Origin of the sequence: Loktanella sp. DSM 29012, assembly GCF_900110705.1 — a bacterium.
Taxonomy (GTDB): domain Bacteria; phylum Pseudomonadota; class Alphaproteobacteria; order Rhodobacterales; family Rhodobacteraceae; genus Loktanella; species Loktanella gaetbuli.
Window position 1 is genome coordinate 355,065 of the sequence record NZ_FOEJ01000005.1, and the last position, 17,456, is coordinate 372,520.

The 17,456-nt window shown below is 61.0% G+C and carries 19 protein-coding genes; 10 read left to right on the top strand and 9 right to left on the bottom strand.

The features are described 5' to 3' along the window. Positions 1 to 2: 2 nt before the first annotated feature. Complete coding sequence (locus BMX27_RS13550) at positions 3 to 506, bottom strand: type III secretion system chaperone family protein (protein WP_090160339.1); 504 nt, start codon at positions 504 to 506, stop codon at positions 3 to 5. A 290-nt stretch (positions 507 to 796) separates the two neighbouring features. On the opposite strand from BMX27_RS13550, the gene BMX27_RS13555 reads away from it, so the two are divergent. Next, positions 797 to 1,828 carry a M42 family metallopeptidase gene (locus BMX27_RS13555; RefSeq protein WP_090160341.1) on the top strand — a complete coding sequence of 344 codons (1,032 nt, stop codon included), beginning with the start codon at positions 797 to 799 and terminating at the stop codon, positions 1,826 to 1,828. Positions 1,829 to 1,916: 88 nt separating this feature from the next. Here BMX27_RS13555 and BMX27_RS13560 read toward each other — a convergent pair whose 3' ends face one another. From BMX27_RS13560 to BMX27_RS13570, 3 genes are all read right to left on the bottom strand, one after another. Continuing rightward, positions 1,917 to 2,486, bottom strand: coding sequence for a fasciclin domain-containing protein (locus tag BMX27_RS13560; protein WP_090160343.1), 570 nt, complete (start codon positions 2,484 to 2,486; stop codon positions 1,917 to 1,919). Positions 2,487 to 2,635: 149 nt separating this feature from the next. Beyond that, on the bottom strand, positions 2,636 to 3,328 hold the full coding sequence (locus BMX27_RS13565) for an HAD family hydrolase (protein WP_090160345.1): 693 nt from the start codon (positions 3,326 to 3,328) through the stop codon (positions 2,636 to 2,638). After that, positions 3,328 to 3,606: a DUF3572 domain-containing protein gene (locus BMX27_RS13570; RefSeq protein ID WP_090160347.1), complete on the bottom strand. Its 279-nt coding sequence runs from the start codon at positions 3,604 to 3,606 to the stop codon at positions 3,328 to 3,330. The genes BMX27_RS13565 and BMX27_RS13570 overlap by 1 nt, the downstream gene beginning before the upstream one ends. A gap of 93 nt (positions 3,607 to 3,699) precedes the next feature. Here BMX27_RS13570 and BMX27_RS13575 point away from each other — a divergent pair, with 93 nt between their 5' ends. The 3 genes from BMX27_RS13575 (at position 3,700) to BMX27_RS13585 (ending at position 6,278) form a co-directional block, all read left to right on the top strand. Beyond that, positions 3,700 to 5,088: a diguanylate cyclase gene (locus tag BMX27_RS13575; RefSeq protein WP_177172725.1), complete on the top strand. Its 1,389-nt coding sequence runs from the start codon at positions 3,700 to 3,702 to the stop codon at positions 5,086 to 5,088. 109 nt (positions 5,089 to 5,197) lie between these two features. Beyond that, a complete protein-coding gene (locus tag BMX27_RS13580; protein ID WP_090160351.1) occupies positions 5,198 to 5,593 on the top strand; it encodes a DUF983 domain-containing protein in 396 nt (131 codons plus the stop codon). Further along, positions 5,577 to 6,278, top strand: a complete 702-nt coding sequence (locus BMX27_RS13585) for an NUDIX domain-containing protein (RefSeq protein WP_256212550.1) — start codon at positions 5,577 to 5,579, stop codon at positions 6,276 to 6,278. The genes BMX27_RS13580 and BMX27_RS13585 overlap by 17 nt, the downstream gene beginning before the upstream one ends. Here the strand turns inward: BMX27_RS13585 and BMX27_RS13590 are convergent. Genes BMX27_RS13590 through BMX27_RS13600 form a run of 3 tightly spaced genes read right to left on the bottom strand, consistent with a single transcriptional unit; the run spans position 6,260 to position 7,940 of the window. After that, a complete protein-coding gene (locus BMX27_RS13590) occupies positions 6,260 to 6,601 on the bottom strand; it encodes an arsenate reductase family protein (protein WP_090160353.1) in 342 nt (113 codons plus the stop codon). The two genes, BMX27_RS13585 and BMX27_RS13590, sit on opposite strands and share 19 nt — an antisense overlap. A gap of 38 nt (positions 6,602 to 6,639) precedes the next feature. After that, a complete protein-coding gene (locus BMX27_RS13595) occupies positions 6,640 to 7,122 on the bottom strand; it encodes a dihydrofolate reductase (protein ID WP_090160355.1) in 483 nt (160 codons plus the stop codon). Further along, positions 7,122 to 7,940: a thymidylate synthase gene (locus BMX27_RS13600; protein WP_090160357.1), complete on the bottom strand. Its 819-nt coding sequence runs from the start codon at positions 7,938 to 7,940 to the stop codon at positions 7,122 to 7,124. Before BMX27_RS13600 ends, BMX27_RS13595 begins: the two co-directional genes overlap by 1 nt. 182 nt (positions 7,941 to 8,122) lie before the next feature. Here BMX27_RS13600 and BMX27_RS13605 point away from each other — a divergent pair, with 182 nt between their 5' ends. The 4 genes from BMX27_RS13605 to BMX27_RS13620 all read left to right on the top strand — a co-directional run bounded on the left by BMX27_RS13605 (position 8,123) and on the right by BMX27_RS13620 (position 11,754). Continuing rightward, positions 8,123 to 9,136 carry a hypothetical protein gene (locus tag BMX27_RS13605; RefSeq protein WP_090160359.1) on the top strand — a complete coding sequence of 338 codons (1,014 nt, stop codon included), beginning with the start codon at positions 8,123 to 8,125 and terminating at the stop codon, positions 9,134 to 9,136. Then, complete coding sequence (locus tag BMX27_RS13610; RefSeq protein WP_090160361.1) at positions 9,133 to 10,557, top strand: hypothetical protein; 1,425 nt, start codon at positions 9,133 to 9,135, stop codon at positions 10,555 to 10,557. The genes BMX27_RS13605 and BMX27_RS13610 overlap by 4 nt, the downstream gene beginning before the upstream one ends. 64 nt (positions 10,558 to 10,621) lie before the next feature. Next, positions 10,622 to 11,050 (top strand): VOC family protein, encoded by a 429-nt coding sequence (locus BMX27_RS13615; protein ID WP_056036122.1) that lies wholly within the window; start codon positions 10,622 to 10,624, stop codon positions 11,048 to 11,050. Further along, the gene (locus tag BMX27_RS13620; protein WP_090160362.1) at positions 11,050 to 11,754 is read left to right on the top strand and encodes a DUF1194 domain-containing protein; all 705 of its coding nucleotides are present in this window, start codon (positions 11,050 to 11,052) and stop codon (positions 11,752 to 11,754) included. Before BMX27_RS13615 ends, BMX27_RS13620 begins: the two co-directional genes overlap by 1 nt. A gap of 31 nt (positions 11,755 to 11,785) precedes the next feature. Here the strand turns inward: BMX27_RS13620 and acs are convergent, their stop codons facing one another. Next, positions 11,786 to 13,741, bottom strand: coding sequence for an acetate--CoA ligase (gene acs / locus BMX27_RS13625; protein ID WP_090160365.1), 1,956 nt, complete (start codon positions 13,739 to 13,741; stop codon positions 11,786 to 11,788). A 189-nt stretch (positions 13,742 to 13,930) separates the two neighbouring features. Here acs and BMX27_RS13630 point away from each other — a divergent pair, with 189 nt between their 5' ends. Beyond that, complete coding sequence (locus BMX27_RS13630) at positions 13,931 to 14,422, top strand: YdcF family protein (protein WP_090160367.1); 492 nt, start codon at positions 13,931 to 13,933, stop codon at positions 14,420 to 14,422. A 58-nt stretch (positions 14,423 to 14,480) separates the two neighbouring features. Beyond that, the gene (locus tag BMX27_RS13635; protein WP_143056829.1) at positions 14,481 to 15,149 is read left to right on the top strand and encodes a hypothetical protein; all 669 of its coding nucleotides are present in this window, start codon (positions 14,481 to 14,483) and stop codon (positions 15,147 to 15,149) included. 2 nt (positions 15,150 to 15,151) lie between these two features. Here the strand turns inward: BMX27_RS13635 and BMX27_RS13640 are convergent, their stop codons facing one another. Beyond that, entirely contained in the window at positions 15,152 to 17,440 is a 2,289-nt protein-coding gene (locus BMX27_RS13640; RefSeq protein ID WP_090160371.1) for a glycosyl hydrolase family 28-related protein, read from the bottom strand. Positions 17,441 to 17,456: the final 16 nt, after the last annotated feature.

The following is a 17,456-nucleotide window of genomic DNA, read 5'->3' on the forward strand; positions in this document are numbered from 1 at the left end:
GTTCAGGCGCGACCGTAGGTTTCCGCAATGGCGATTTTCAGCGCCTCTTCGGGGGACCGGTTCGCCCAGGTGACCAGTTGCAGTGCGGGGTAATAGCGTTCGCAGCAGGTCACGGCGGTGTGGATCATCGTGTCGATCTGCTCGGGGCTGGCCACCTGCTCGCCCGCGAGTACAAGACCATAACGATAGACCATCATTTTTTGATCGCCCCACCAGGTGAACGTCCCGCCCCAACTGTCGTCATTGATCGCGTTCAGCGCCTCGAACAACGCCGGCAAGCGCGATGCGGGTGGCTCCATCTCGTAGGTGCAGATCAGGCGCAGAGTTTCATCCGCCTGCGACCAGGCCAGCGTCAACGCATAGGTGCGCCACTGGCCTTCGACAGCCATTGCGATCCGATCATCGTGCACACGGTCGAATTCCCAGGCGTGGTGTTCCGCCAGATGTTCGACCAGATCGATCGGATGCACATCGTCGGCGTCCAGAAACATGTCTGTCAGGGCCATATCGTTTGCCTCTCTACGGGACTTCGGAGGTGATCCTGCCCGTTTGTTTGCTGCTCTATGACGGGTATGGTTCTTGTTCCGCCCCTACAAGATATCGTGACGGCAGGTTTACTTTGTGTAAAGTCCGTTTTGGCGGATCTGCTGTGGATAAGGCGGCGAATCGCCGGTGCGCGGCACATTTCGCGGGGATAAGTCGCGTCCATTGTGCGCCGTTGCGAATGGCACCGCGTTGCGGGCCCCGCGGCACGGGCTTAGGGTGCCGGCAAATCCAAATTGCAAAAGGTGCCCCCATGAACATCGATCTGCTCAAGCGACTGTGCGAAACGCCCGGCGTCCCCGGACGCGAGGACCGGGTCCGCGACCTGATCCTGTCGGAAATCGACGGTCTGTTCGATCATGTCGAAACCGACCCGATGGGCAGCCTGCTGTGCCGCCGCGACGCGGGGACCGAGGATGCGCCACGCATCATGCTGCTGTGCCACATGGACGAAATCGGATTTCTGGTCAGCCATATCGACGACAAGGGGTTCATCTATGTCCAGCCTGTCGGCGGTTTCGACCCGCGCAACCTGTTTTCGCGCCGCGTCCTTGTCTGCACCGATCACGGCGACCTCAAGGGGGTAATGAACCCCGGCGGCAAGCCGATCCATATCTCCAGCCCCGAGGACCGCAAGAAGGTGCCGGAGGTCGGCGAATTCTTTATCGACACGGGCCTGGGTGCCGCGACCAAGGACCACGTCCAAATCGGTGATTTCGTGGTGATGGATGAGCCTCTGATGGAGATGGGCGACAAGATCGTGTCCAAGGCGCTGGACAACCGGATCGCCTGCTGGCTGGGGATCGAGGTCATCCGCGCGCTGGCCGAGGACGGTCGTGGTGCGGAAATCCACGTGGCATTCACCAGCCAAGAAGAGGTCGGCCTGCGCGGAGCCAAGACCGCAGCACACCGCATCCAGCCCGATATCGGCATCGGCATCGACACCACGCTGGCCTGCGACACCCCCGGTATCGCTGACCATCTGGCGACGACACGCCATGGCAAGGGTTTCGGCCTGCACGTGCGCGACAGTTCGTTCATTGCGGACACGGGACTGGTCCGTGAATTCGCGGCACTGGCCGACAAGGAAGGCATCCCCTACCAGCGCACCATGCTGGCAGCCGGTGGACAGGACGGGGCTGCAGCCCAGCAGGCCGCATCGGGTGCGCGCGCCATCGGGATCGTGGTCGGCACACGTTATATCCATACGGTTACCGAAATGGTGGACCGGGGCGATCTGGAAGCCGCGCGCCAGATCCTGACGGCCTATCTGCGCACGTTCTGATCCGGACCTGTCCCAACGCAAAGCCCCCGCACAGTGATGTGCGGGGGCGATGTCGTTCTGCTAATCCGGCCCGAGGGCCAGGATCAATTTATTGTGCGGGCAGAATGACCGTGTCGATGACGTGAACGACGCCGTTGGACTGGGTCACGTCGGCTTGTGTCACGGTGGCCACCTGGCCACGCTCGTCGGTCAGGGTGATCATGTCACCGTCCTGCTTTGCCATCAGCGTGCAGCCGCCGACGGTTTCCACGGCGAATTCGCCATTGGCGTCAGCGATCATGCCAGCAATCGTGCTGGAGTCTGCGTTGATCGCCACAACGTGACAGGTCAGGATCTGCGCCAGCGCGGCTTGGTTTTCCGGCTTGAGCAGTTCGGCAACCTGATCCTGGTTCAGTTTCGCGAATGCATCGTTGGTCGGTGCGAAAACGGTGAACGGACCGGGGCCGGACAGCGTGTCGACCAGACCGGCAGCAGCGACAGCGGAAACCAGCGTGGTCAGGTTGTCGGCGTTGGATGCGTTTTCGACGATGGTCATGCTGGGCAGCATTTCCGCGCCGCCAACCATCGGGTTCTCTGCGGCGTGGGCCGCTGCGAATGCGGAACCGGTAGAAAGGGCCAGAACGGCAGCGGCGGTCATCAGGGATGTTTTCATCGTCATAGCATATTCTCTCTGTTGTCTCGGCGGGTCATTCCGCCTTGTGATGCTAGAACCACGATGAAGCACGACACAGAGTTTCGCAGGCCGCCAGAAATTTTCCCACGCGGGGATCACGAAACCGTCAGCCATCAACCTGTGGGTCGTCAGCCCTAGTCAACCAGCCAAGCCGGGAGGTCGGCAATACTGTCGAGCACGACATCGGCGTGGGGTCCCAGCTCTGTGCGCGGCGCAGGTCCGGTCAGCACACCTATGCAAATCATGCCGGCGGCACGCCCCGCTGTCAGGTCGTGTGTGCTGTCGCCGATCATCGCGCAATCTTGCGGTGCAATCCCTGTCCGCGCACAGAATGCATTCAGCTGCCCCGGTCCCGGTTTGTGACCAAAGCCGCTGTCGGCCCCCGCAACAAAATCAAACGCAGTGTCGATCGCGTGGTCTGCAAGATGCCTGCGAGCGGGAGCCTCGCTGTCATTGGTGGCAAGCCCAAGGACATGACCGGCCGCGCGCAAGCGCGACATCAGATCGGGCAGATCTGCCGCCGGCTGCTGCGTGACCTCGGCGCTGGCCGCGTCCATACGCGCGATCAGGGCTGGCTTGTCCGTCTGGCCCGTGATCCACAGGATGGTATCGGCCACGACATGGACGGGTTCCGCAATGACGATGCTGCCGGCCAGGAACCGGCCTGCCGTCAGATCATAGCCCAAGGCCTGCGCCAGCCTTGCAACCAATGCCGTGTCCCCGCTGGCCTCTGCATCCAGCATGGTGCGGGTCCACGCCCCCCAGGTGGCGTTGAAATCGAACAGGGTGCCATCCTTGTCAAAGATCAGTCCGGTCGGGCGTGCCATCAGGTCCAGCTGACCTCCTCGTTTCCGGGCAAACCATAGCGGGCCTGCATCGGCACCTCGTAGGCGTGTCCATGCGCATCGCAAAATGCCATCACCCAATCATCCCGCTGGCACAGGAATTCGAGCAGCGCCGCGAGAAAGGCGGGATCCGTTGCGCCCGCCCGCATGTCACCGGCCGACAGACCGTTCGGCCCCATGAAGGCCGCGCTCAGGTCCTGATCCGCCACGACATGGGCCAGCGCCTGAAGCGCGATGATTTCGGCGTGTTCCGGTGTCATCGAATGTCCCCTGGCAATGATGAACCTTTTTTTAATCTATCGGGCGCAGTGTCCAGTCAGAAGGTGGTGAAACCATCAGACAGGGTTGGAAGAATGTCCGGTAGATTATTGATCGTGGACCCTGTGTCCACAAATCGCATCGTCCTGAGGGTGAAACTCCTCGCCGCCAAATATGAGGTCGAGGCTGTCAGCGACTGCACGGCCGCATATGCCAGCATTCAGAAACGATGCCCTGACATGATCCTGATCAATCTGACCGACAGCTTTTCCGATGGCCACGCATTCTGTGCGCATCTGCGGAGGCAGGTCGCGACGCGCAACGTGCCGATCATTTCGGTCGGCGGTCAGGATACCAGTGCGGCGCGTTTCATGGCGCTGGATGCAGGGGCGGACGATGTGCTGCCGCGCCCGGTCTGCGATACACTACTGCTCGCGCGGGTCCGCAATCTGCTGCGCCGCGGCAATCGCGCGCGTGAACTTGACCTGCGCAGCGAGACACTCCGCATGATGGGACTGGATGAAACGCGCAGCCCCCGGATCGCGCCAGCCTGTGTCACGCTGCTGTCGGATTACGCACAGGCGGCTGCGATCGTTTCAGCGCAGCTGCAGGCCGGGCTGGGGCAACGGGTGCGGGTCATGGACCGTGACGGTGCCCTTGCCGACGATTCCCGGGTCGCGACGGATGTTTTCGTCATCGACGCAACGCGCTGCCAGTCCGACGGGGACGATCTGTTCCGCCTGCTGGCCGATCTGCGCACCCGTGACCAGACGCGACATGCAGCACAGCTGATCCTGCTTGCCCAGGATGACCTGCGGACTGCCGCGCTGGTGCTGGATCTGGGGGCCGACGACGTGATCCTGGGACCGTTCGAACAGGACGAGCTGTGTCATCGCACGCGTGTCCTCGTTGCACATAAATGCCAGCGTGACCGCCTGCTTGATCAGGTCGAAACGGGGCTAGCCGCCGCGATGACGGACCCCCTGACGGGGTTGTTCAATCGCCGCTATGCCCTGGCCCATCTTCGTCGGATTGCGGAACAGGCCCGCGAAACCGGGTGCGACTATGCCCTGATGGTCGCCGACATCGACCACTTCAAGGCGGTGAATGATACCTATGGGCACAGCACTGGCGATCGCGTTCTGACGGGCGTCGGGGCCTGCCTGCGCAACAGTTTTCGACCTGACGATCTGGTGGCCCGGATCGGTGGTGAGGAATTTCTGATCGTGATGCCGCGCACATCGCTGGCGGACGCCACAACCGCAGCCCAGCGCCTGCGCGAAAGGATCGGAGCCAAATATTTTGACGCAGGCGGCGACCGCGGCCCGCTGCGTGTCACTATTTCGGTCGGCATAGCGGCAGGGTCCGGCGACGGGCAATCCCTTCGGGCGCTCGACGCGCTGTTCGACCGGGCCGACCTCGCGCTCTACCGGGCCAAGGCGGAGGGTCGCAATGCGGTCGCCGTCGATCTGTCCGCAGCTTGACCGGGGACGATAAAATCACGATCCGCACAGAACTCTGGCCTTTCAACCTGCAAAAGAGGGTTTCAATTTCGCCCCGGAATGCCATGTTGGTTCCAAAAGGACCAACGCCATGACCCAGAGCTATAAACAGACGCCGCTGCAAGACCGCGAGATGAAAAACGCCATGCTGCGCGGTTTCAAACGGATCTGCCCCAACTGCGGTGAGGGTGACATGTTCGACAGCTATCTGCATGTGGTTGATCGCTGCCCGGCCTGCGCCGAAGACCTGTCGCAGCATCGCGCTGATGACGGGCCCGCATATCTGACGATCCTGATTGTCGGTCACTTGCTGGCACCGCTGATGATCTGGGTCTTTACCGAATTCCGGCCAAGCGCGATGACGATGGCGATCCTGTTTTCGGTCTCGACTGTTGCCTTGTCCCTGTATCTCTTGCCACGGCTCAAGGGGGTGGTCGTGGGCATTCAGTGGTCAAAGGGGATGCACGGGTTTGGTCAGCCCGGCTGATATACCCATCCGCGATGCGGCCACGGTTATTCTGTTGCGCCGTGACGGCACCCCACGGGTGTTGATGGGACAGCGTGGGGCCTCTGCCGTTTTCATGCCCAATAAATTCGTGTTTCCCGGCGGTGCAGTCGATCCCAACGATGCCTTGGTTGCACCGACCGGCTTGTGCAACGAAACCCGGCGGGCCTTGCAAAACGACAGTGACGCGGATGCGCAGGCCGTGGTTGCCGCCGCAATCCGAGAGTTGTGGGAAGAGACGGGTCAGATGCTGGGCGTGCCCGGCGATTGGGCGGACCCGCCACGGGGATGGCGCGGTTTCGCAGCCAGCGGCCATCGCCCGACGGCTGCGGGCATGCGTTTCTTTTTCCGGGCCGTCACGCCGCAGGGTGCGCCCCGGCGGTTCGACGCCCGGTTTTTTCTGGTGGATGCCACGGCACTGATCACCGATCCCGATGACTTTGGCAGGGCCGAGGACGAATTATCCCACCTGCATTGGGTCGACCTGAAGGCCGCGCGCGCGCTGGACCTGCCGTTTATCACCGAAGTCGCGCTGGCCGAACTTGCCGCCCATCTGGCAAATCCCACGGCCCCCCTGACCGTTCCGTTTTTCCGCAACGACGACGAACGCCATTTGATTTCACGGTTGGGCGGCAGACGTCCGCTGGATCACGCGCCCGAGGTCTGACCAATGTGGGCGGCTTGCGCGTCAGCTTTCCAGCCCAGGGTCCAGACATCACCATTCTGAATGACGGGACGTTTCATCAGGGTCGGATGGGCAGCCAGCAAGGCATGGGGTGCCCCGGCGCGTTCGGTGTCCGACAGCTGACGCCAGGTTGCAGAGGACCGGTTGATCAGGTCATCGCCAAAGCGGTCGATCAACGCGGTCAAATCCGCCTCGGCGATACCGTCTGCCCGCACGTCGATCACCACAGGGTCATGGCCCGCAGCCCGCAGAGCCTTGATCGCCTTGCGGCAGGTATCGCAGGTCTTGAGTGAGAAGATACGCATGTCGTCGCAATGGCTCCTGTCTGGGCGGGATACGAGCGCTAGCCCTTGACCCGCAGATATTCGTGCAAAATACAAGTCGGGTCTGCGGGACGCAGCGTACGTGTCGCGATCTGCGTCCATGCCCCTGTGTCAAAGTCGGGAAAGAACGTATCCGCATCGGGCACGTCAAGATCGACCTGCGTGATCAGCAGGCGATCCGCCATGCCCAGCAATGCGCCATAGATGCCGGCACCGCCAATCCCGTAAATCCGCTGATAGCCCGCGGCATAGCAGGCAGCGACCGCCGCACCAACATCACCGAACACGTGTTCCGTCAGGCCGCTATCCTGCGAGACAACGCAATTCATCCGATTTTTCAGCGGCTTCACCGGAAGACTGTTCCAGGTGTGTCGCCCCATGATCAGCGCGCCACCCGTGGTCTCGCGCTGGAACATCGCCAGATCCTCTGGTGCGTGCCACGGGATGTCCCCATCGCGTCCGATGGCCCCGTTGCGGGCGCAGGCAACGATCAGTGTCAGCATCAGACGGCCACCGGCGCACGGATCGCCGGATCCGGATCATAGCCGTCAAAGGCAAAGTCATCGTATCTGAAATCGAAAATCGACGTCACATCGCGCGTCAGGCGCAGCGTCGGCAACGTCTTGGGGGTGCGGGACAATTGCAAATCCACCTGTTCGCGGTGGTTGTTGTAGATATGCGCGTCCCCGATCGTATGGATGAAATCCCCCGGCGTATAGCCCGTCACATGTGCCAGCATATGCGCCAGCAGCGCGTATGAGGCGATGTTGAACGGCACCCCCAGGAACATGTCGGCAGACCGCTGATAGAGTTGCAGATGCAGTTTGCCCCCCGCGATCCGGACCTGCCACAGGGTATGGCATGGCGGCAGGGCCATGGCGTCAACCTCGCCGGGGTTCCAGGCGGACACAATCAGGCGACGGCTGTCGGGTGTTGTGCGAATGGCCTCGACCAGTTTGGCAATCTGATCGACCTCGCCGAGCAGCACGATGCCGTCGTCGCCTTGTGTCACGCGGGGGAAATGACGCCACTGGTGACCGTAAACCGGTCCCAAATCACCGTTTTCATCGGCCCATTCGTTCCAGATCGACACACCGTTTTCCTGCAGATACCGTACGTTGGTATCCCCCGACAGGAACCACAGCAGTTCGTGCACGATGGATTTCAAGTGCAGCTTCTTGGTAGTGACAAGCGGGAACCCGTCAGCCAGCGGATAGCGGCACTGCATGCCGAAATGACTGATCGTGCCGGTGCCGGTCCGGTCGGTGGATGGCACACCCTGTTCAAGGACGAGACGCAGCGCGTCATGATACTGGCGCAAGGGGCAACCTCCTCGGACGGTGACGATTCCGGGGCAAGCTAAATGATGCCGTCGGCAAGTGCCACGTTGTAAATGGCGCACGCACGGCCCCGTTTTTCGCGCGTCTCGAGCGTATTGATTGACTCGGGGCCTGCCCCTGCGGACATTGGGGCAACAAAAACGACCTGAGCAGGTGTGCGACCATGACCCGATTCTTGACGACAGTCTCTGCACTGGCGTGGCTTGCCGCATGCGGTGATGGCCAGCCCCTATTCGAAGACGTGCAATCGGATGCGCAGGTCGCGGACGATGACGACCTTGACCTGCCCCCCGGCACCGAGGATGTCAGCGCATCGTCTGACATTTTCCGGTTCGAGGCCCGCAACAGTCAGGGCGGCGGTCTGGTGACCGATGTGTCCTACAATGCTGCGAACGACACGTTCAGTGTCGACAACCTCGGGTTTGATGGCGAAAACGTCTATACGCGCAAGACCGGTGCGCTTGCCACGCTTGGCACCACGCGCGTCTACGAGGCCGACGCGACGGTCCGCGATTTCCTGACGGGCGATCCCGTCAGCCAGATCGTGCCGTATGTGGCACTGTATGGTGTCAGCAAGAACCGGGTCGATGGTGACCCGCGCACCAGTTTCGCCATCGTGCGGACCGGCGGCTACGCAGGCTATGGGTTTGGTGGCTATGTCTATGAACGCAACGGCGGCACCGTCCTGCCAAACGAGGGGCAGGCGACATTTTCGGGCGACTACGCCGGTGTCAGGGTGTTCGCCCCGGCACGGTCACAGCTTGAATATGTCACAGGCCAGATGAGCATCGACATTGATTTCGAAGACTTCAACGCCAATGACGCGGTCAAAGGTGCGATCACGAACCGCCGGTTCTTTGACGAAAACGGTGTGCGGATTGTGACCGGGACCGGCCCTGACGACCTGCAAAGCCCGAACGTGCCAATTATCGTCGTCGAAGGCAGCAAATCGTTGAGCACCGCAGGCGAAATCGAAGTCGAACTGCAGAATTTCATATTGAACGAGTCCGGCGTGCTGGAACCGTACGAAGGCGGGAAATTCACGGGGATCATCGCTGGCGATACGACCAGCGGATCGGGCGGCGAAATTGTCGGTGTCGTGGTGCTGGAATCAGAGGACCCCCGGTTCGAAGGGATCACCGCGCAGGAAACCGGCGGCGTGATCCTGTACCGATGACACGCCTGTCCCAATGTCTGTCCGCCCTCGCCGTGGTTGCGGCATTGCAGACCTCTGCCGCCCATGCGCAGAACGTGGAACTGACCGCGGACGAGACGCGCGCACTGGCGATTGAACTGGCAAATGCAGGCGACCTGGCCGCGTCGCAATCCGTATTGGATGCGTTGCTGGCGCGTGACGACCGGGACGTGACCGCGCTGATTACGGCCGCGCGGATCGCCACGGCGCAAAACAGGCCAGCGGATGCGGTCGCGCTGGGTGCGCGCGCCTACAGCGCGTCCACAACCGACGTCGAAGCCTATGTCGCCGCCCGCATCGTGGCCCGCGCCCATGTTGAGCAGAACAACGATAGCCGTGCCCAGTTCTGGCTGCGGCGTGCCCGCCAGTATGCTCCGGACGCCGAAACCGCCGAAGGTGTGGCCGAAGACTATGCCTTTGTGCGGAACCGCAATCCACTGTCACTGGACCTGTCGTTCGGCATTCGGCCATCGTCCAACATCAATAACGGCTCTCAATCCCGAGAGGCGTTTTTGCTGGGACTGCCGTTCGCGCTGACATTGTCACGCGATGCGCAGGCCCTGTCGGGTCTGGCCTACAATCTGGGTGCGACCGCCCGCTACCGCCTGCGCGACAGCGAAACATCAGCGACATTTTTCGATGTCAGCATCGACGGGACCACCTACACCCTGAGCCAGGACGCCAAGGACGAACTGGAGGCAGAGGCCCGGCTGGAGGACGCGACAGGCGACACCCCCAGCGCCGAAGCCTTGCGTGATATCAAGGGCAGCGACTATGCCTTTGTGCAGCTGTCGTTCGGACTGACCCACCGGGTCAGACTGGCACCCGACCTGTTGCCGACCACGCTGTCGGCGCGGATCGGCACCAGTTGGTATGGTGGCGCCCCCTATCAGGATTTCGTCGACGCAAGCGTAGGACAGTCGCTGGCGACCAGTGATCGTTCGCGGCTGCGCCTGCTCGCGGGCGTGCAAAAACAGATCGCCGAAGACAGTTTCGACGACGTGATAAGCTACCGGTTCGGCGCGCGCTACAGCTATGTGCTGGACCGAGGTGATCTGGTGACGTTTACGATCGACGACCGGATCAGCGTGTCCGACAACGTCGAACGCGACTACACCGCGATCCGGGCCGGCGTCGACTACGACCTGTCGGAACCTGTCTATGGTGTGCGCCTGGGCTTTGGTTTGTCGGTCGAGAACCGCGCCTATGATTTCTCGCGTCTGAACGCCGGGCCCCGCGACGACCTGACAGTGGATGCACGTGCCACAGCGCAGTTCAGTCAGGTGGAATACTACGGGTTCCAGCCTGTCGGCACGCTGGAAATCAGCAAGACAAGCTCTGACAATGCGCTGTTCGACCGCGAATACATCAGCCTGGGATTTGACCTGCGTTCTGCATTCTGAGGCGTGACACGCGCCCACATGGCACTAGGTTTCGTGGCAGACACAGAACAAAGGAAGGCCTGAGATGCCCGTGAAATATCTGCACACCATGGTCCGCGTGAAGGACCTGGAAAAAACGATGGCGTTTTTCAACCTGTTGGGGTTGCGCGAAATTCGCCGCCGCGATGACGAGGGCGGACGCTTTTCCCTGATCTTCATGGCAGCCGAGGGCGACGAGGATTGTCCGGTGGAGTTGACCTACAACTGGGACGGCGACGACGCCCTGCCCGACGACAGCCGCCATTTCGGCCATCTGGCCTATAGCGTGCCCAACATCTACGAGATGTGCCAGCACCTGATGGACAACGGCGTCACGATCAATCGTCCGCCCCGCGACGGCAACATGGCATTCGTGCGGTCGCCCGACAACATTTCGGTCGAGCTGTTGCAGGACGGCGATGCCCTGCCGCCGGCCGAGCCGTGGAAGAGCATGGAAAACACCGGGCATTGGTGATGATGCGGGGGCTGATCGCAGGGCTGTCCCTTGCGGCGGCCCCCGCCGAGGCCTGCCGGCTGGCGCTGGTTCTGGCCATCGACGTGTCATCCTCGGTCGATGCGACCGAGGATGCATTGCAACGTCAGGGCCTTGCCGCGGCCATGATCGCACCAGAGGTGCAGGCGGCATTCTTTGCCTCGCCCGATCCGGTTGCGCTCTATGTCTTTGAATGGTCGGGCCGCTACAATCAGGTGGCGCTCAGCGATTGGCGCATGATCGAAACGCCCGGTGACCTCGACGCTGTTGCAGCCGCCGTGTCGTCCAGCATCCGCAGTCACAACGATTTTCCGACGGCCATGGGTTATGCGCTGGGCCATGCGGCGGGCGTACTAGAGGCAGGTCCAAGCTGTCTGTTCCAAACGATCGACATGGCGGGCGACGGCATCAACAACGAAGGGTTCGGCCCGATTGACGCTTACAACGCCTTTCCCTTGGGTGACGTCACGGTCAACGGATTGGTCGTGAACGCCGCTGATTTCGAGGGCGAGGTCAATCTGATCCCGTTCTACATGAACGAGGTCATCCGCGGACCCGGTGCTTTTGTCGAAGTCGCCAACAGCTTTGCCGATTACGAGACAGCGATGCGCCGCAAACTGGTCCGCGAACTGGGTGTCATCGGGCTGAGCGGCTGGCCCGCCGTGACAAACAGATCGCCGTCTTAGGCCCCCACCCGCCGGGCGGGGGCCAGAGGCGTCAACCCTTGTTCATCCGGTTGGCGATCAGATCATCGACCACCTCTGGTTCTGCGAGGGTCGAGGTATCGCCCAGCGCGCCATAGTCGTTTTCCGCAATCTTGCGCAGGATACGGCGCATGATCTTGCCGGATCGCGTTTTCGGCAGGCCCGGCGCGAACTGGATCAGGTCCGGTTTGGCAATCGGCCCGATTTCCGCGCGGACCCAGTCGGACAGCTCCTTGCGCAGTTCTTCTGACGGGTCCTGGCCCGCCATCAGCGACACATAGGCATAGATGCCCTGACCCTTGATGTCGTGCGGATAACCGACCACTGCGGCCTCGTTCACGGCCGTATGGGCGACCAGCGCGCTTTCGACTTCTGCCGTGCCCATGCGGTGGCCAGACACGTTGATCACGTCATCCACGCGACCCGTGATCCAGTAATAGCCGTCGGCGTCACGACGGCAGCCGTCGCCGGAGAAGAACATGTCCTTGTACTGGCTGAAATAGGTCATTTCGAACCGGTCGTGATCGCCCCAGATCGTGCGCATCTGGCTAGGCCAGCTGTCCGCGATCGCCAGCACGCCTTCGGCCTCGGTCGTGGTGATTTCCTTGCCGGTCTCAGGTTCCAGCACCACGGGTTTCACACCAAAGAACGGCAGTGTCGCAGACCCCGGCTTGGTCGGCGTTGCACCGGGCAGCGGCGTCAGAAGGTGCCCCCCGGTTTCCGTCTGCCACCAGGTATCGACGATGGGCACATTCCCGCCGCCGACCACGTCGTTGTACCAGTTCCATGCCTCTGGATTGATCGGTTCGCCGACGGTTCCCAGCACCTTGAGCGCGCTCAGGTCGTATTTTTCGACAAAGGCGTTCCCCTTGCCCATCAGCGCCCGGATGGCCGTGGGCGCGGTATAGAACTGGTTGACCTTGTGCTCTTCGCAGACCTGCCAGAACCGGCCCGCATCGGGATAGGTCGGCACGCCTTCGAACATCAGGGTCGTCGCGCCGTTCGCCAGCGGGCCATAGACGATATAGCTGTGGCCGGTCACCCAACCCACATCAGCCGTGCACCAGAACACATCGCCATCGTGATAGTCGAATGTGTACTGATGCGTCATGCTGGCATAGACCAGATAGCCGCCAGTGGTATGCACAACGCCCTTGGGCTGCCCGGTCGAGCCGGAGGTGTAGAGGATGAACAGCGGGTCTTCTGCATTCATTTCTTCGGGCGGGCAATCTGAACTTACGGTTTCTTCCATTTCGTGCAGCCAGACATCGCGCCCTGCGGTCATGGCGATGTCGCCACCCGTCCGCTTGACCACCAACATTTTCGAATCGACCGTCACCTTTTCGAATGCCTTGTCGGCGTTGACCTTCAGCGGGGTGTTTCTGCCGCCGCGCGGGGCCTCGTCAGCCGTGATCACGACCTTGGCCTCTGATCCATTGACGCGCGCTGCCAGTGCATCCGCGGAAAAACCCGCAAAGACGACCGAATGGATCGCGCCAATCCGCGCACAGGCCAGCATCGCATAGGCCGCCTGCGGGATCATCGGCAGGTAGATCACGACCCGATCCCCCTTGCCCACGCCCATCTCCTTGAGGACGTTGGCGAATTTCGACACATGCGCGTGCAACTGCTGATAGGTGATATGCTGCGCCCCAGCCTCGGGATCATCGGGTTCCCAGATGATTGCCGTCTGTGTGCCGCGCGTTGCCAGATGACGATCGATACAATTGGCCGCGACATTCAGGCTGCCGTCCTCGAACCACTTGATGTCGATATTGCCGGGGGCAAAGCTGGTGTTCTTGACCTTGGTATAGGGTGTCATCCAGTCCAGCCGCTTGCCATGCTCACCCCAGAACGCATCTGGATCCGCAACCGAGGCCGCATACATCGCCTCGTATGTGGCGCGGTCTGCATGGGCACCGGCAGCCATTTCCGCGCTGGGTGCATAGGTCTTGTCGTTGTCGGCCATGTCAGGTTTCCCCCCTTTGTAGTGCCCGCACTCCTCCCGGCTGTTCCCCGGTTGCGGTCGTTCGACTTCGCGTCATCATGAGCAAGAGCGTAGGGAATCCAAGCGGGCGGTGCCAGAGCATCGCACCTCTTGTAAACAATCGGGATCGATTTGACCAAAGTGTGTAAAGTTAATTACAATGCGCCGCCCGTGGCGGATGCCATCATTGTCCTGGGCGCAGCAGTCTGGGCCAGCGGTCCCTCGCCAACCCTGCAAAGGCGGGCACGACATGCGGCGGCGCTGTTCCTTGCAGGTCATGCCCCACTGATCGTTGCGACAGGCGGATTGGGCCTGCACCCGCCAACCGAAGCCATGGCAATCACCGATATCTTGATTTCGCAAGGCGTGCCTGCCACAGCCATCATCCAGGAAGACAGATCCACAACTACACTGGAAAATCTCCGTTTTTCCCGAAAACTGTTGGGCCCGGACACCCGGACAGTCATCATCGTGACCGACCGGACTCACGCACCCCGTGCGCGACTGACCGCGAGACACCTTGGCTATACGGCAACCACCATGTCGCCCAGTCTGCGCGGCGGACACCCGCGCACCATACTGCGCCAGACGATCAGAGAGTTTTTCGCATACCCGGCCTATGCACTGCGATTACGCATACGTGGGAAGGACACGGAAATTTAATGCCGCGTTAATTCGAAATTAACCCTGACCCAGGATCGTCGCCACACGGAGAATGGTGATGAAAATCCTGCTGATCTGGGTGTCCTGTCTCGTGGGGCTGCAATCAGCGGCCCATGCGGGCCCGTGGCCACGCGAAGAAGGTCATACCTTTATTGCGGCAGGCGGAAATTTCCTGCTATCCGACGGCGCAGAATTGCCGGTCCATTACGATCCGACGCTCTATGTCGAATATGGTCTGCGGCCAGAACTGACCGTCGGTCTCGATTTTTACTCAGCCGACAAGGGACGCATTTATTCGGCCTTTGGTTTCGCGGCCATTCCGGCAAACAACCTCGATGCCGACCTCAAATCCATGTTGTCATTTGGAATCGGATACCGCCGCAATGCCGACGGCAGCGAGGAATTGCTGACCCGCATCGGGATGTCACTGGGGCAATCGACGCCCAACGGCTGGCTCGCATTTGACGGTAACATTACCTACGGCGCAATCGACCAGACTTTTCGGCCAAAAGCCGATTTCACATGGGGGCGGTCGTGGTCCGACCAATGGACCACGACGCTTCAGGTGCAGACAGGACAAGGGTTTTCAGACGACCATTACGCCAAGGTCAGCCCCACCCTGATCTACACCATCAACGAACGCTACAGGGTCAATCTCGGCTCGGTTCACGCGCTGACGGGGGACCGCGGCAGCGCGCTCAAGATCGAGACCTGGATCCAGTTCTAGGATTACACCGGATTGTCCATCCGCACCGTATAGCGCACAGCCCCCCGCACACTGCGTTCGAACGCAAATCGCAAATCGCGGCTGTCGTTGCTGTAACTCGTTTCGACCCACGGCATATCATTGACGTTCGCCCCGTCACCGGTCCGCAAGGCTTGCACCATCGCGAGACCGTCGATCGTGCGTGCATGCCCCCTGAACGGCAAATACGGGTCAGTGCGTGCAACCCAGTTTGACGCCGCCGTGTTCTGCGTATGGATCAGCGATGCCGGGTTATAGACCGGCTCTTCGATGCCATTGTAGGTATTCGCGTCGATCGTGATCTGTCGCATCCGGGTCAGATCCAATCCCGCGAACGTGGTGTCGATCCCTTCCATCCGGTCGATCTTGCCGTTCACGGCGCGGAACACATTCCCCGTCATCGAAAACCCTTGGACGAAATGACCGGGCCCATAAGGCTTGATCCGCAAAAAATTGAACCCGGTCGTGGCATTCAGAGCGATGAAATGATTGCCGGTGATGGTCAGCCCGCCAAAGGAAAACTGGTTCACGAATTCCGGCTCGGATTCATATTCGTTCGTCCACTCGATCCAACCGTTGTCGATGTAGTTGCCTGTCACGACAGACCGACAGTTGGGTGTTGCAAAAATCAGTCCGGCAACGCGAACGCCACCCGTGACACTATCACCATTGAACCAATGGTTTGCCGTGATCGTCGTACCACCGCCACCGATCACGGCGAAATGCTTGAACAGCGCGCAGCGGTTGTCGCGGATCTTGACGTCCTCGGCGTTTGTATTCAGAGCGATCGTTGTCCGGTCCTGGACCCGCAGCCCCTGTTCGTTCGAATTGAACTGGCAACGGTCGATCATCATGCCCTGACAGCCCCGACCCGGAGAGGTGATCCCCCGATCCTTTGGCCGGGTGACAAAGCAGTCGCGGACGTGAAACGTCAGCCCCTCGGGTGCCATCAGGATGCCGCTGGCCAGTCCTGCGCATTGGAATTCGATATCGTCCAACACGAATTGCGCAAGATCGGCATAGCCCGAGAAATCCAGCAGGTATTTGAACCGGGTAAAGGTAAAGGTCTGCGATCCGACGGCATCATGCAGCGGCTGGCTCAGCTCCAGGGTACGGGCACCGACGTTAATCGCACGCACATAAATTTCACGTCCGACACCGGCCCCGCTGACCAGCGATCCCAGCTGAATATTTGCGATATTCGTCACATTCGTCAGCCGCCTATCGGCACTTCGGTCATAGGTTCCGGCCGAAGTCACCACATCCGTATCCCAGGCGGTGGTATTCGCAGGCTGAAACTGACCGTTGCGCACGACGCGGCGTGTCGCGAACACCTGCCGCGTCGGATCGCATGCCTGCATGTCAAGCGGCCCGTTCAGCGTCACCCTGATGCCGCACATATCCAGCGACTCGTGATCCGAGAAATTCAGCAAGGCTTGGTAGGCTTTTCTGAACGCCTGTTCCTCGTCGCCAAATGCCTCGACATAGGCGCGCAGATCATATCCGTTTTGCAGGATAAAGCGGCGGTCGTCAGGCTGGGTCACAGTCCCTTCGAACCGGATCTTGCTTTGGATACTGACATCGTTTTCCAGATGATAGACACCTGCCGGGACCAAAATTTCGCGCCCCTGCGCCGCACTGTCAGCCGCCTCGAAAGCAGCTGAATCGTCAGTTGTCCCATCGCCCTTGGCACCGTAGTCGCGCACATCGACCATCGACATCAGGTCCCGCAGAAACGCGACCGTGAAATCCTCGATCACGATATTATCGATCCGCACCAGACCGCCGGACGGGCCGACCAGATCAATGCCAAAGTGACCATAGATGGCGTCCAGCCAGATTAGATCGACGCCGGCGCGCGCGCCTGTCCCGACGATGGCGCTGACTTCCACAACCTCGCCATAGCGGGTCAGTTGCGTCTGCGGCCCTGTCGTAAGCGGAACATTGGCCGCCCCGCCACCTGCCACACCAGCATAACCCGCGACCCGCACGGCAGGCAGTGGTCCCGCCACCGCCTTGACCCGCGCCGTGATCCGCAGATAGCAACCGCGCAATAGAGGCGTCTCAGCCATGTAGCGCAGGCTTTGGACCGTCCCGGTTTTCTGAATTTCCAGACAGCCGCCGAAATCCTGATCCGATGGCACGAATACACCTGTCCCGCTGGTGGCATAGGTGTCGCTGCCAGGGGTGCCGTCGCCACTTGACCAGACCGAGAGGCCCGCCGCAAACGGCAGCGGCAGAAACACGATTCCGTCGGTAATTGCCTTGTTCATAACCTATCCTTTGCGC